Below are 12,652 nucleotides of genomic sequence, written 5' to 3'. Positions count from 1 at the left end.
GAAAAATATTTTTATTCACAAAACTTAAAGTGCTATTTTTAAGTGCTTAGAAGCTAAAATCACATTGTGAAACTCTTGTGAATAAAATATCAAAATTTTGAAAACTTAAATTAAAATAGTAGTAAATAAATATAATAAAAAATATATAAAGAAGATAAATAAGCACGAGGCTTATTTATCTCTTAGGTTTAATTCGTTGATTAATTTAGTGTAAGCTTGATAATCTTTTCTTTTTAGATAAGATAAAAGTCTTTTTCTTTGACCAACAAGCTTTAAAAGACCTAAACGAGAAGAGAAATCTTTTTTGTAGATTTTTAAGTGTTCTGTTAAATCTGAAATTCTTGCACTTAAAAGTGCGATTTGAACTTCTGGAGAACCCGTATCTCCTTCTTTTCTAGCAAATTTTGCAACTATTTCTGCTTTTTTAGCCGAATCTAAAGCCATAATAGACCTCCTGAGCGGTATTTAAATTAAAAGATGTAATTATAACTAAAAAACCAAAAAGAATGCTGAAATTTAAAAAATATGAAATTTAATATTTATCGATACTTATTTTTGATATAATAAAAATTTTTATTAATAACCAAAAATAATATTATATTTATAACTTGAAAGGAACAAATGTTATTTACTAAAGCTAGCGAATATGCTTTATTGTCTTTAATTCATATAGCAAAATCTCAAGAACCACAAGATGTAGATACCATGTCAAATGTCTTAGATATACCTAAAAGTTTTTTAGCAAAAATTTTACAAGCTCTTGCTAAAGACGCACTTTTGAAATCTTATAAGGGTGCTAAAGGTGGATTTATGCTTGTTAAAAAGCCAAGTGAATACACCTTAAAAGAAATTATTAATAGCGTAGAGAAAAAATCCATTAATGTCTTTGAATGTAGTAATGGAATTTGTCCTTCTCAAAAAGAGGATAATTGCAAAATTATGCCAGTTTTGGTGAAACTTCAAAACAAAATCGATGATTTTTTAGTTTCTATCACTTTAGAGGATATTATTCAAAATAATGGCTAAAAGAGATATTTTTAGCTTAGTGTTGCCTTGGGTTGCTCCACTTGTTGCACCTATTTTAAAGGCAAAAAGTTTAACCATAGTAGCTGTAATTATTGCAATTTTAGCAATTATTATAGTACCTTTACCAAGTATAGTTTTAGACTTTTTTCTTGCTTTAAGTATTGCAATTTCAGTTTTAATTATTTTAATTTCTTTGTATATACCAAAGCCTACGGATTTAACGACTTTTCCAACGTTGATTTTGATCATCACACTTTTTAGGCTTTCACTTAATATTGCTACAACGCGTATGATTTTGAGTGAGGGTCATCAAGGTCCAACTGCTGTTAGTGATATAGTGGCAAGTTTTGGAGAATTTGTTGTTGGTGGTAATTATGTTATAGGTATGGTTGTTTTTTGTATTTTGGTTTTGATTAATTTTATGGTTGTAACCAAAGGTAGTACAAGGGTTTCTGAGGTTCAAGCAAGATTTACTCTTGATGCAATGCCAGGTAAGCAAATGGCTATTGATGCGGATTTAAATGCGGGTTTGATTGATGAAAAAACTGCACGCGCAAGACGCCAAGAAATCATAGCTGAAGCAAATTTTTATGGAGCGATGGATGGTTCTTCTAAATTTATAAAAGGGGATGCTGTTGCTGGGATTATTATCACCATTGTAAATTTAATTGGTGGGTTTATGATAGGTTATTTTCAGCATGATATGGAGCTTGGAGAATGTGCTTCAACTTATACTATATTAACAATAGGTGATGGACTTGTTTCTCAAATTCCTGGACTTATAACTTCAACAGCAACTGCAATTATCATCACGCGTGCTAGTAAAGATGAGGATAATTTTGCTGAAGGTTCTATTAATCAGCTTTTAGGGGAATATAAAACCTTATTAATTGTAGGTTTTGTTTTATTTATTTTTGCTTTAGTTCCAGGTTTACCACACTTTTCTTTGGGTTTTATGGCTTTAGTGTTTTTGGGACTTGGTTATATGATAAAACAAGTACAAGAGGGTAAAATTCAAATCAATACAATTTCGGCTAAAAAATCCCAAGAAGCTGATGAACAAGAGCAAGCTAAGCCTCAAAAACGCAGTGAGGAAGAAATTTTAAAAGAAGAAGAAAACAAAATCACAGACATTTTAAAATTAGAAATTTTAGAACTAGAATTAGGCTATGGACTTATTAAATTAGCAGAAAGTGAATTAACAGAGCGTATTAGATCAACAAGACGCAATATAGCTCAAAGCTTAGGCTTTTTAATGCCAAAAATTAGAATTAGAGATAATTTGCAATTAAAGCCTAATGAATATACTTTTAAACTCAAAGGTGTGGGTATAGCTAGTGCTGAAATTTATCCTGATAAATATCTGGCTATGGATAGTGGTTTTATCACTGAACCTATTGAAGGTATAGCTACTAAAGAACCTGCTTTTAATTCTGATGCTTTGTGGATAGAATCATCTTTAAAAGATGAGGCAACACTGAATGGTTATATTGTAATTGATCCAGCAAGTGTGATATCAACCCATATGAGTGAGCTTATAAAAGCTAATGCTTCAGAACTTTTAACTAAACAAGAGGTTCAAAATCTATTAGATAAAATCAAAAATGATTATCCTATCGTAGTAGATGATTGTTTAAGAGTTGCTAGTATAGGTTTAATCCAAAAAGTTTTAAAAGCTTTACTTAAAGAGCATATTCCTATTAAAGATATGCTTACAATTTTAGAATCAATTAGTGATATAGCTGAAGTAAGTAAGAGTTTGGATATGATTATTGAGCATGTAAGGGCCTCTTTAGCAAGAGCAATTACAAATTTATATGTGGATGAAAAAGGGCAAATTAGCTTTTATATTTTTGATGCAGCTGCGGCTGCAAAATTAATGGAGCATGTGCAGTTTAAAGATGGTTCGTATCATTTAATGATAAATGTAGCTCAAACTGGTGCTTTAGTAGAAGCTTTAAAAGCTGAACTTGCAAGTGTGGCAAATACAAGAATTAAACCTTTCTTGCTTTGTGTTGAGCCACAACTTAGAAAATTTATTGCTGATATTTGTTCTAATTTTGGTATTAATATTACAGTTTTAAGTTTTGCTGAGATTGCAGAAAATACCAAATTTGAAACAGAAGGTATCATAAAAGTTGATAATTTATAAAGGAAAAATATGAAAATTTATCATCTTTCACATACAGATTTAGATGGCTATGCTTGTCAGTATGTGCTAGATTTTTATTTTAAGAATTGTTATTTTTATAATTCTAATTATGGTAAAGAGATTAATGAAAATTTTAATGTGATTTTTAAAAATATAGAGGAAGATTTAAAGCAAAATCCTAATGAAGAATTTGTGATTTTAATCACAGATTTAAATTTAACTTTAAGTCAATGTGAAGATTTTCAAAAAGCTATAGAAGGTAAAAAAATCAAACTTTTACTTTTAGATCATCATCAAAGTGGCTTAGAATGTATGCAAAAATATCCTTGGTATTTTTTAGATGATAAAAGATGTGCTACTAAGATTGTTTATGATTTTTTTAGTAAATGTTATGGCGAAAATAAAGCTTTGTCAGAATTTGTAGATGTGGTAAATGCAGTAGATATTTGGTTAAGTGAAGATGAGAATTTTGAACTTGGAAAAGTATTGCTTGGTATGGTTTCTGGAGCAAAAGAAATCAATAGAGTAATGTTTGCACAAGAAAATATTAAATATCTTTTTTATCTTTTTGATGTTTGTAGAAAATACATTCACCAAAAAAATGCTCATATTAATTTAGATGATGATTTGCATGGTTTAAAAAAATCTTTTTTTAAAAAAGAAAATGATGACACCTTAAGCAATTTAATTTCTAAATTTGTGGTAGAAAGACTAAGTGTAAATAAGGAAAAATTTAGTGTATTTTATAAAGGAAGTAAAGGTTTATTAACTTCAAATATAGGCAATACTTCTGTAATTGGAAATGATTTTTTAATGCAAAATCCTGATTTTGATTTTTTTGTTGATCTTAGTTCAAGAAAAACCTTAAGTTTTAGAGCAAACAATAAAATCGATGTGAGTTTGATGGCTAAAAGCTTGGTTAATGGGGGAGGGCATAAAAATGCTAGCGGTGGATTATTTGCTGCGTATAAAGATAGCTCTAATTATGATTTCATAAAAGCACAATTTGTAGATTTGATTAAAAGCAAAGAATTAAAGGAAAATAATGAAAACAAATCATGAATTTAAAGAAGAAATAGAAAATTTACAATATGAATTAAGCATAGTTTTAGAGGCAATGCTTTTGTTTGCTGGGGTAAAAAGAGCAAAATTAGAAAAAGCAATTGGACTTTATATTGATTGTATTGATGAGGTTTGTCAAAATACTCAAAAAGAAGGAGTTGATGAGATCTTAGAAGTAGTAGAGTACTTAAAAAATCATCATAAAGATTTATTTGAATGAAAATTTTATTATTGCTTTTTATGGGAATTTTTTCTTATGCAAATATCTATGAAGATTTAAGTGATTTTGCTTACAATAAACAAAACACGCTAAATTTAAGCTCAAGTCAAGCTTTATTTTTAGAATACAAACAAAACAAACAAGCTTGTGTGGATATAGTGCTTGCTAAAAATAAGGCTTTCGTGGTTAAAATTTATCCATTGTGTGAAAATTTAAACGAAAAAAGTCTAAATGAATACTTAAATACGCAATTTATAAGTTTATACGCTAAAGATTTATCAAAACTAAGAAAAGAAATTGCTGATATTAAAAATATTATGCGTGATTTTATGATTTATTATACCTTACATCAATCTTTTGCAAAAGAAATTAAGAAAATGAGTAAAAATGATAAACTTCAAGCGTATGAACTAGATGAGAAAAAAGGTGGAAAAATTCTTTACAAGGTTAATAATCAAGCTTGTGTAATTTTTGATTTATATTTAGATGAAAATTTGCAAGCTAGTATGCAAGTAAGCGGAATGGAAAATTTGGATAAAACTTGTATGGAGTTAATCTCATCCCCTGATTTTAAAGACTTATCTTTCACAAAAGAGGGTATGAGAAAATATAAATTAAAAAACTAATCTAAAAAATCTTAAATAATACAACTTTAAAATTCTACTTAAAGCCATTTTTTTTCTTTCTATATTGGAAAACACATAAGCTTCAAGATCTTGCTTTTCTCTTAAAGTAAGATTTTTCATTATTGTAAACCTTTTAAAAAATATTGCTAGACGCAATTATATTATCTTTTCTTTTAAAAAAACTGAAAAATAAGTTTTTATATATTATATATAAATGGCTAAATAAACTTTAGTTATATAGACTAAATAATTTTAAATATTTTTATTTAAAAATAACTTGACATTATTATACTAAAGTTGTATAATTATTTTGTCACTTAAAAACATTGAGTGCTAAAATAAATAACTAAGGTTTTATGTGAAGTCTTATAGTAAAAAAGATTTAATTTTAAAAACCATCATTGAGACCTATTTAGAGGGTAATAATCCTGTGGGTTCTAATGAGTTAAATCATAAAGTTAGCATACCTGCTTCTACTATAAGAGTTTATTTTAAAAAATTAAGTGATGAAGGTGTATTAACGCAACTTCATATTAGCAGTGGTCGCATACCAACTTTTAGTGCTATGAAGGCTTATTGGTATGAGCAACTTTGCGAAAATGAGATTGTGATTAATGATCTTGCCTTGTTAGAGTTTTTGCTTGATAAGTTTGAAATTTATACCTTAGTTTATGGTGGCGATGAGCTTATTTTGCAAGATATTACTAAGGTTAATGATAAATTTATCATACTTGATTTTGGACAAAATGAGTTGGTTTTAAGATTTAGTCAAGATAGTTTTATTTTTTTGCAAAGACTTGTAGGACTTGATCTAAAAAGTATTGAAAATTTAGCTTTTAGAGTTGAGTTTAAAGAGTTGTTGGAGAAGATAGCTATGCTAAAAGAAGCTATGGTTTATTATAGATATAATGAGAGCAAGGCTTATCAAATTTATCAAAATGATGAATTTGCTAAGCTTTTATCTCCTCAAATTGGATTTTATTTTAATGATAAATTGCAATTTGATCCTTTGTTTGAAGAGGGTTTTATGGGATTAAAGCTTAAGGGTACATTTTTAGGTAAAGAATCTAATGTAGTTTTTGCCGGTAGTGTGTATTCTGATTTTAAAACAATGTTAAATATTATAAAGGAGGCTGCGTGAGCGAAGAAAAGCAAAATGAGCAAATGCAAGAAGAAGCAGTGGAAAATTCAGAAAATCAAAACAATGAATTAGAAAAACTTCAAGCAGAGTATAATGAGTTAAAAGATACTTATTTAAGAGCAAATGCTGAATTTGAAAATATTAAAAAAAGAATGGAAAAAGAAAAAATTTCAGCAACAATTTATGCAAATGAAAGTTTTGCTAAAGATTTGCTTGATGTAGTTGATGCATTAGAGGCGGCTATTAATGTAGAAGCTAATGATGAATTAAGTTTAAAAATCAAAGAAGGGGTTCAAAACACTTTAGACTTGCTTTTGAAAAAACTTGAAAAACATATGGTTAAAGTTATAGAAGCAAATGGTGAGTTTGATCCAAATTTACATGAAGCGATGTTTCATGTTGAAAGCGCTGATCATGAAAGCAATCATATCGTCCAAATTTTACAAAAGGGCTATATGATGAATGATAGAGTGATTAGATCAGCAAAAGTTAGTGTTGCAAAATAAAATTTAATAAAAAGGATTAAAAATGGCAAAAGTTATAGGTATAGATTTAGGTACAACAAATTCTTGTGTGAGTGTGTATGAAAGAGGTGAGAGTAAAGTTATCCCAAATAAAGAAGGTAAAAATACTACTCCTTCGGTAGTTGCTTTTACAGATAAGGGAGAAGTTTTAGTTGGAGATAGCGCTAAGCGTCAAGCTGTGACTAATCCTGAAAAAACTATTTATTCTATAAAAAGAATTATGGGTTTAATGATCAATGAAGAAGCAGCAAAAGAAGCTAAAAATCGCTTACCTTATCATATTACAGAAAGAAATGGAGCTTGTGCGATTGAAATAGCAGGTAAAATTTATACTCCACAAGAAATTTCAGCAAAAGTTTTAATGAAATTAAAAGAAGATGCAGAGGCTTTCTTGGGTGAAAAAGTAGAAGATGCGGTTATTACTGTTCCTGCGTATTTTAATGATGCACAAAGAAAAGCTACAAAAGAAGCAGGGCAAATTGCAGGATTGAATGTATTAAGAATTATCAACGAACCAACTGCAGCAGCTTTGGCTTACGGACTTGATAAAAAAGAAAGTGAAAAAATTGTAGTTTATGATTTAGGTGGTGGTACATTTGATGTTACTGTGCTTGAAACAGGTGATAATGTTGTAGAAGTTTTAGCAACTGGTGGTAATGCATTTTTAGGTGGTGATGATTTTGATAATAAATTAATCGACTTTTTAGCAAATGAGTTTAAAGATGAAACAGGTATTGATCTTAAAAACGATGTAATGGCTTTACAAAGATTAAAAGAAGCAGCTGAAAATGCTAAAAAAGAATTAAGTTCAGCTAATGAAACTAATATTAACTTACCATTTATCACAGCTGATGCAAGTGGTCCAAAACACTTAACTAAAACTCTAACAAGAGCTAAATTTGAAAGTATGATTGATGGTTTAGTTGCTGAAACTATTAGTAAAATTAACGAAGTAGTAAAAGATGCAGGGCTTGACAAAAATGAAGTAAAAGAAATCGTTATGGTGGGCGGTTCTACTCGTGTTCCACTGGTACAAGAAGAAGTTAAAAAAGCTTTTGGAAAAGAGCTTAATAAATCAGTAAATCCTGATGAAGTTGTTGCAATAGGTGCGGCAATTCAAGGTGCGGTTATTAAAGGTGATGTTAAAGATGTATTATTGCTTGATGTTACTCCACTTTCTTTGGGTATTGAAACTTTAGGTGGGGTGATGACTAAAATCATCGAAAAAGGTACAACTATACCAACTAAAAAAGAGCAAGTTTTCTCAACTGCTGAAGATAACCAAAGCGCAGTTACTATCAATGTTTTACAAGGTGAGAGAGAATTTAGCCGTGATAATAAATCTTTAGGAAATTTCAATCTTGAAGGAATTCCACCAGCACCTCGCGGTATGCCACAAATTGAAGTAACTTTTGATATTGATGCAAATGGTATTTTAACAGTTAGTGCAAAAGATAAAGCTACAGGTAAAGCTCAAGAGATTAAAATCACAGGCTCAAGTGGATTAAGTGAAGAAGAAATCAACAACATGGTAAAAGATGCAGAGCTTCACAAAGAAGAAGATAGAAAACGCAAAGAAGCGGTAGAAGCTAGAAATGCTGCTGATAGCTTAGTACATCAAGTAGAAAAATCTTTAAGTGAGCTTGGAGATAAAGTAGGTGATGATGATAAAGCAAATATTCAAAAAGCTTTAGATGAGTTAAAAGAGACATTGAAAAATGCCAATGCTTCTAAAGAAGAAATTGAAAGCAAAATGAAAGCTTTAAGTGAAGTTTCTCATAAATTAGCAGAAAATATGTACAAAAAAGAAGAACCAAACGCTCAAAAGAAAAAAGACGATGATGTAATCGATGCTGAAGTTGAGTAAAAACTAAACTAGAAGCCTTGTTGCTTCTAGTTTAATCAATATATTTTTTACAATCTTCCTTAAAATAATTTCTATCAAATCTTGCAAAATTATCATTATTTGGCACTTTATAACATTCGCTGAAATTTTTAGCCTTAAGAATTTTGACATAAAAACTAGGAATGGCTATGTTGTTTTTAATGCGTTTTGGCTTATCATCATAAAGTACTAAATTTAAGACTTCTAATTCTTTATTTTTCTTTGCTAAATATCTTTCTCTTTGTTCGATTTCATTCCAAATTTCTGCATTAATATCTTTTTTTTGTGGAGTTATGTTGCTCATTAAAAAAGTGCTAAGTTGGGCTTGTGGGGTCGCATTCATGGATTGATTTGGCACGACATGCCCTCTTGTATAACCACTTCTTAGATAATCCTCCCAATAAGTTCTATATTTTTTAGGTATATTGGTATCTTCTTGAAATCTTGGGCGTTTTTTGATGTGTCCTTGATTTAAAATTTTAGCCTCTAGTTTATAAGCAATAGCCTTAGTACCTTTATAATTATAATCATAACAATTAATATAATAATATTTATCCATCAATAAAGAACAGTCTTTAAAATAAGCTTTAAAGCTAGGATGTAATTCATATTGAGTATAAGCAAAAGAGCTTAAAGCTAAGGCGCAAAGTGTTAAAACTTTTTTCATACTAAAAGCTTTCTTACCATTTCATTAAGTCTTTTACCATCAACGCTTGCGCCAAAAGCTGCTTTAGCTTCTTTCATCAAAATACCTTGTTCTTTTAAAGAGCTAATTTGTAATTTATCTATAAGTTTTTTTAGCTCGCTTTCTAATTCCTCATCGCTAAGTTGTTTTGGCAAATAAGCACTTAAAATAGCTACTTCTTGGAGTTCTTTTTGTGCTAAATCTTCTCTAGAGCCTTTAGAAAAAGCCAAAGCTGCTTCATTTCGTTTTTTAATCTCACTCGCAATGATTTTGTATATTCTTTCATCACTAAGCGCAATTCTCTCATCAACTTCTATTTGTTTAAAGCTAGCATTAAGCGTTCTTAAAGTGTTTCTTTTAAAATCATCTTTATTACGCATAGCTTCTTTGATATCTTCTAAAATTTGATCTTTTAAACTCATTTTTTCTCCTTTAAAATTTGATATTTTTAAAATGTGCTATACACACACCTTCTCTAACACCATCATCAATCACAATGAGCTTTTGCTTATTAAATAAAGCAAAAAGTATCATTGAGCCTGCTATGAGGTATTTTTTTCTATTTTCTCCAAGATAAATTTTAGCTTTTTCTTGTTCTAAATTCCAAATTTTTAATGCAAAATCAAAAAAATCTTTGCGTTTGAGTATTTTACCATTTACACTTTCTTCTAGGTAATCTTTGTATTTTATGTTTTGTTTATAAGCACAAAGTGTGGTGGGTACTCCTGAATTTAGTATGAAAAAATTCCCTTTTAATTTTATATTTTTACTAAGATTAAAAGCTTTTAAGGCAAGTTGTTTTAAATGCGTAGGATAGGGGCTTAGATGAATTTTTAATTTTTCATCTTTAATACGCATAAGATTTTGTGGATATTTTTTAAAAAATCTTACATAAGCACTTGGTTTTATAGCTTTAAAATGCATTCTTTCATAAAAACTAATAATTCCAAAATCATAACTTTTGCTAAACTTTTCATTTGAAATTTCACAAGAAGCACCACCTAAATCACAATAGTTTAGGTCTTTTCTAAAAAGCTTAAGGGCTTTAAGACGCTCTTGCATACCTAAAATACTTAGTTTTGCTTCTGTTTTTGCATCGATTAATTTTACATCAAGTTTAAATTCTTTTTGAATTTTTTCAAAAATAAACTCAGTATTTTTTGCTTTTCTAAAAGCAGCTGTGGCGACTGCTTTGGCTTGACTTAAGTCATAATTTTTTTCTTTTAAGATTTTTAAAGCGCTAAAAATTCTTTCTATGGCTTCATCACTAATGATATCATTTTGCATATTTTTAGCTGCCCCTATGATAAATTCTTCGCTTTTTAATTTATTAAAATTCTCATCCATTAAAACAGCTCTTAATGTATTTGAACCCATATCAATACCTAACACTAGCTCTCCTTAAAAAAATTAAAGTATAATAGCAAAAAACTTATAAGGAAAACTTATGCTTTTAGGGGTTAATATCGATCATATAGCGGTTTTAAGAGAAGCTAGAAAAGTAAATGATCCTGATTTGCTTGAAGCTGCGTTTTTGAGTGCAAATTTAGCTGATCAAATCACTATCCATGTGAGAGAAGATCGTCGCCATGCTAATGAGTTTGATTTAGAAAATATCTTAAAATATTGCAAGTGTGTAGTGAATTTAGAATGCTCTATTGATATGATAGAATATGCTTTAAAATACAAACCCTCGCGCGTTACTTTAGTGCCTGAAAAAAGACAAGAACTTACAACAGAAGGTGGTTTAAATTTAGATAATGAAAAACTACAAGAAGCTATTAATGCTTTAAAGCAAGAGCAAATCGAAGTTTCTTTATTTATTGATCCAAATTTAGAAGATATTAAAAAATCATCTTCTCTAAATGCTGATTTTATAGAGCTTCATACAGGCTTGTATGCTAATATTTATAATGCATTATATACTAATATCAATCAAACTTCTTATGCATTACCTGAATTAATTTTAAGTAAAAATAAACTCAAAAAGCTTTTAGAAAATGAACTCCAAAGACTAAAACAAAGTGCAAGTTTGGCTAAGAGTTTAAATTTAAGAGTGGCAGCTGGACATGGACTTAATTATAAAAATGTAAAAAATATTGTAGATATTTTAGAAATAGAAGAGTTAAATATAGGCCAAAGTATAGTAGCAAGATCGGTTTTTGTAGGCTTGGAAAAAGCTATATTGCAAATGAAAGCTTTGATTAAAAGATGAAAAAAATTGCTATTAGCATAGGGGATTTAAATGGCATAGGTATGCAAATTTTATTAGCTTGTCATGATGAGCTAGTAAAAATTTGCGAGCCATATTATTTTGTACATTATGAATTATTTCAAAAAGCAAGTAAGCTTTTGAAAATAAATCCTAAATCTAAAATCAATTTAGTTGAAATTTCTAATGCTTCAAAACCACAATTTAGTTTTAAAGAAGAAAAAGAAAATTTTTTAATTTATGAGTTTTCATATCAAGCTAGTAAAAGTATTGATTTTGATTTTGAGTTAAATCCTGCAAATTTAGACGCTAAAAGTGGGGTTTATTCTTTTTTAAGTTTTGAAGGGGCTAGTTATTGCACGCATTTGTTTTTAGATGCTTTGGTAACTTTACCGATTAATAAAAAGACTTGGCAAATGGGGGGAGTGAGCTATAAAGGTCATACTGAGGCACTAAGAGATTTTTTCAAACAAGATGCTATTATGATGTTAGGGTGTGATGAGCTTTTTGTGGCTTTATATACTGAGCATATGGCTTTAAGAGATGTTTTTAAAGAGATTAAGGCTTTCAAACTTGCGCAATTTTTAATTAATTTTTATCAATGCACTTTATTTGAGAAAATTGGAGTTTTGAGTTTTAACCCTCATGCAAGTGATAATGGCGTAATAGGCGGAGAAGAAGAGCGGGAAATAAAAAAAGCTATAAGAATGGCAAATGTATTTTTAAAAGATTACACGTTAAATTTGCAAAATTTAGAAAATGAAGATTTTTTAAGTCAAAAAGAAAAAGAACTTTCTTATAAGGAAAATATTTATTTAAGTGAGCCTTTAGTGGCTGATAGTGCTTTTACTCCTTTTGCACTAAGTAAATGTAAGTATTTAGTGAGTATGTACCATGATGTAGGCTTAGCACCTTTAAAGGCTTTGTATTTTGAAAAAAGTATTAATGTGAGTTTAAATTTACCTATAATTCGCACTAGCGTTGATCATGGTACAGCTTATGATAGGGCTTATAAAAATGAAAAAATAAACTTACAAAGTTATATGCAAGCAGTGAAATCTGCTTTGCAATTTTTAAAGATCAAAGAAAAAACTAAGTAAAAGTTACTAAAATTAATTC

At 29.0% G+C, this 12,652-nt stretch carries 15 protein-coding genes; 10 read left to right on the top strand and 5 right to left on the bottom strand.

Annotated features, from left to right (window positions below; all coding sequences use genetic code 11):
- Window positions 1–171 precede the first annotated feature (171 nt).
- A complete protein-coding gene (gene rpsO / locus CD56_RS04890) occupies window positions 172–444 on the bottom strand; it encodes a 30S ribosomal protein S15 (RefSeq protein ID WP_047208369.1) in 273 nt (90 codons plus the stop codon).
- Between the two features lie 177 nt (window positions 445–621).
- On the opposite strand from rpsO, the gene CD56_RS04885 reads away from it, so the two are divergent.
- Genes CD56_RS04885 through CD56_RS04865 form a run of 5 tightly spaced genes read left to right on the top strand, consistent with a single transcriptional unit; the run spans window position 622 to window position 5,086 of the window.
- Window positions 622–1,026, top strand: a complete 405-nt coding sequence (locus CD56_RS04885) for an Rrf2 family transcriptional regulator (protein WP_039618504.1) — start codon at window positions 622–624, stop codon at window positions 1,024–1,026.
- Window positions 1,019–3,178 (top strand): flagellar biosynthesis protein FlhA, encoded by a 2,160-nt coding sequence (gene flhA, locus CD56_RS04880; protein WP_039618502.1) that lies wholly within the window; start codon window positions 1,019–1,021, stop codon window positions 3,176–3,178. Before CD56_RS04885 ends, flhA begins: the two co-directional genes overlap by 8 nt.
- Window positions 3,179–3,187: 9 nt before the next feature.
- A complete protein-coding gene (locus CD56_RS04875; RefSeq protein WP_039618500.1) occupies window positions 3,188–4,240 on the top strand; it encodes a DHH family phosphoesterase in 1,053 nt (350 codons plus the stop codon).
- On the top strand, window positions 4,224–4,460 hold the full coding sequence (locus CD56_RS04870) for a hypothetical protein (protein ID WP_047208368.1): 237 nt from the start codon (window positions 4,224–4,226) through the stop codon (window positions 4,458–4,460). Before CD56_RS04875 ends, CD56_RS04870 begins: the two co-directional genes overlap by 17 nt.
- Window positions 4,457–5,086 carry a hypothetical protein gene (locus tag CD56_RS04865; RefSeq protein ID WP_047208367.1) on the top strand — a complete coding sequence of 210 codons (630 nt, stop codon included), beginning with the start codon at window positions 4,457–4,459 and terminating at the stop codon, window positions 5,084–5,086. Before CD56_RS04870 ends, CD56_RS04865 begins: the two co-directional genes overlap by 4 nt.
- Here CD56_RS04865 and CD56_RS08460 read toward each other — a convergent pair.
- Window positions 5,075–5,206 (bottom strand): hypothetical protein, encoded by a 132-nt coding sequence (locus tag CD56_RS08460; RefSeq protein WP_256374638.1) that lies wholly within the window; start codon window positions 5,204–5,206, stop codon window positions 5,075–5,077. The two genes, CD56_RS04865 and CD56_RS08460, sit on opposite strands and share 12 nt — an antisense overlap.
- A gap of 238 nt (window positions 5,207–5,444) precedes the next feature.
- On the opposite strand from CD56_RS08460, the gene CD56_RS04860 reads away from it, so the two are divergent.
- From CD56_RS04860 to dnaK, 3 genes are read left to right on the top strand one after another with little or no spacing between them, the layout of a single operon-like run.
- Window positions 5,445–6,227, top strand: coding sequence for an HrcA family transcriptional regulator (locus tag CD56_RS04860; protein WP_047208366.1), 783 nt, complete (start codon window positions 5,445–5,447; stop codon window positions 6,225–6,227).
- Window positions 6,224–6,733, top strand: coding sequence for a nucleotide exchange factor GrpE (grpE, locus tag CD56_RS04855; protein ID WP_039628416.1), 510 nt, complete (start codon window positions 6,224–6,226; stop codon window positions 6,731–6,733). The genes CD56_RS04860 and grpE overlap by 4 nt, the downstream gene beginning before the upstream one ends.
- A gap of 22 nt (window positions 6,734–6,755) precedes the next feature.
- On the top strand, window positions 6,756–8,618 hold the full coding sequence (gene dnaK, locus CD56_RS04850; RefSeq protein WP_039641669.1) for a molecular chaperone DnaK: 1,863 nt from the start codon (window positions 6,756–6,758) through the stop codon (window positions 8,616–8,618).
- Window positions 8,619–8,649: 31 nt separating this feature from the next.
- Here the strand turns inward: dnaK and CD56_RS04845 are convergent, their stop codons facing one another.
- The 3 genes from CD56_RS04845 to CD56_RS04835 are packed head-to-tail and all read right to left on the bottom strand — an operon-like array spanning window position 8,650 to window position 10,713.
- Window positions 8,650–9,303: a DNA/RNA non-specific endonuclease gene (locus CD56_RS04845; protein WP_047208365.1), complete on the bottom strand. Its 654-nt coding sequence runs from the start codon at window positions 9,301–9,303 to the stop codon at window positions 8,650–8,652.
- Entirely contained in the window at window positions 9,300–9,743 is a 444-nt protein-coding gene (locus CD56_RS04840) for a GatB/YqeY domain-containing protein (protein WP_039618486.1), read from the bottom strand. The genes CD56_RS04845 and CD56_RS04840 overlap by 4 nt, the downstream gene beginning before the upstream one ends.
- A gap of 10 nt (window positions 9,744–9,753) precedes the next feature.
- On the bottom strand, window positions 9,754–10,713 hold the full coding sequence (locus CD56_RS04835) for a Ppx/GppA phosphatase family protein (protein WP_047208364.1): 960 nt from the start codon (window positions 10,711–10,713) through the stop codon (window positions 9,754–9,756).
- A gap of 55 nt (window positions 10,714–10,768) precedes the next feature.
- Here CD56_RS04835 and CD56_RS04830 point away from each other — a divergent pair, with 55 nt between their 5' ends.
- Both CD56_RS04830 and pdxA read left to right on the top strand, forming a co-directional pair.
- Window positions 10,769–11,536: a pyridoxine 5'-phosphate synthase gene (locus tag CD56_RS04830; protein WP_047208363.1), complete on the top strand. Its 768-nt coding sequence runs from the start codon at window positions 10,769–10,771 to the stop codon at window positions 11,534–11,536.
- Window positions 11,533–12,633: a 4-hydroxythreonine-4-phosphate dehydrogenase gene (gene pdxA / locus CD56_RS04825; protein ID WP_047208362.1), complete on the top strand. Its 1,101-nt coding sequence runs from the start codon at window positions 11,533–11,535 to the stop codon at window positions 12,631–12,633. The genes CD56_RS04830 and pdxA overlap by 4 nt, the downstream gene beginning before the upstream one ends.
- Window positions 12,634–12,652: the final 19 nt, after the last annotated feature.

Origin of the sequence: Campylobacter lari (assembly GCF_001017575.1) — a bacterium.
Classification (GTDB): Bacteria; Campylobacterota; Campylobacteria; order Campylobacterales; family Campylobacteraceae; genus Campylobacter_D; species Campylobacter_D lari_C.
The sequence above is the reverse complement of the archived record's forward strand: the minus strand, read 5'-3'. Positions and strand labels throughout refer to the sequence as shown.

Bases quoted from the DNA above. Each gene is read 5' to 3' on its own strand.
- dnaK (WP_039641669.1), top strand. From the start codon at position 6,756: ATGGCAAAAGTTATAGGTATAGATTTAGGTACAACAAATTCTTGTGTG.
- CD56_RS04865 (WP_047208367.1), top strand. From the start codon at position 4,457: ATGAAAATTTTATTATTGCTTTTTATGGGAATTTTTTCTTATGCAAAT.
- CD56_RS04830 (WP_047208363.1), top strand. From the start codon at position 10,769: ATGCTTTTAGGGGTTAATATCGATCATATAGCGGTTTTAAGAGAAGCT.
- CD56_RS04870 (WP_047208368.1), top strand. From the start codon at position 4,224: ATGAAAACAAATCATGAATTTAAAGAAGAAATAGAAAATTTACAATAT.
- flhA (WP_039618502.1), top strand. From the start codon at position 1,019: ATGGCTAAAAGAGATATTTTTAGCTTAGTGTTGCCTTGGGTTGCTCCA.
- CD56_RS04845 (WP_047208365.1), bottom strand. From the start codon at position 9,303: ATGAAAAAAGTTTTAACACTTTGCGCCTTAGCTTTAAGCTCTTTTGCT.
- CD56_RS04885 (WP_039618504.1), top strand. From the start codon at position 622: ATGTTATTTACTAAAGCTAGCGAATATGCTTTATTGTCTTTAATTCAT.
- CD56_RS04840 (WP_039618486.1), bottom strand. From the start codon at position 9,743: ATGAGTTTAAAAGATCAAATTTTAGAAGATATCAAAGAAGCTATGCGT.
- pdxA (WP_047208362.1), top strand. From the start codon at position 11,533: ATGAAAAAAATTGCTATTAGCATAGGGGATTTAAATGGCATAGGTATG.
- CD56_RS04875 (WP_039618500.1), top strand. From the start codon at position 3,188: ATGAAAATTTATCATCTTTCACATACAGATTTAGATGGCTATGCTTGT.
- rpsO (WP_047208369.1), bottom strand. From the start codon at position 444: ATGGCTTTAGATTCGGCTAAAAAAGCAGAAATAGTTGCAAAATTTGCT.
- CD56_RS08460 (WP_256374638.1), bottom strand. From the start codon at position 5,206: ATGAAAAATCTTACTTTAAGAGAAAAGCAAGATCTTGAAGCTTATGTG.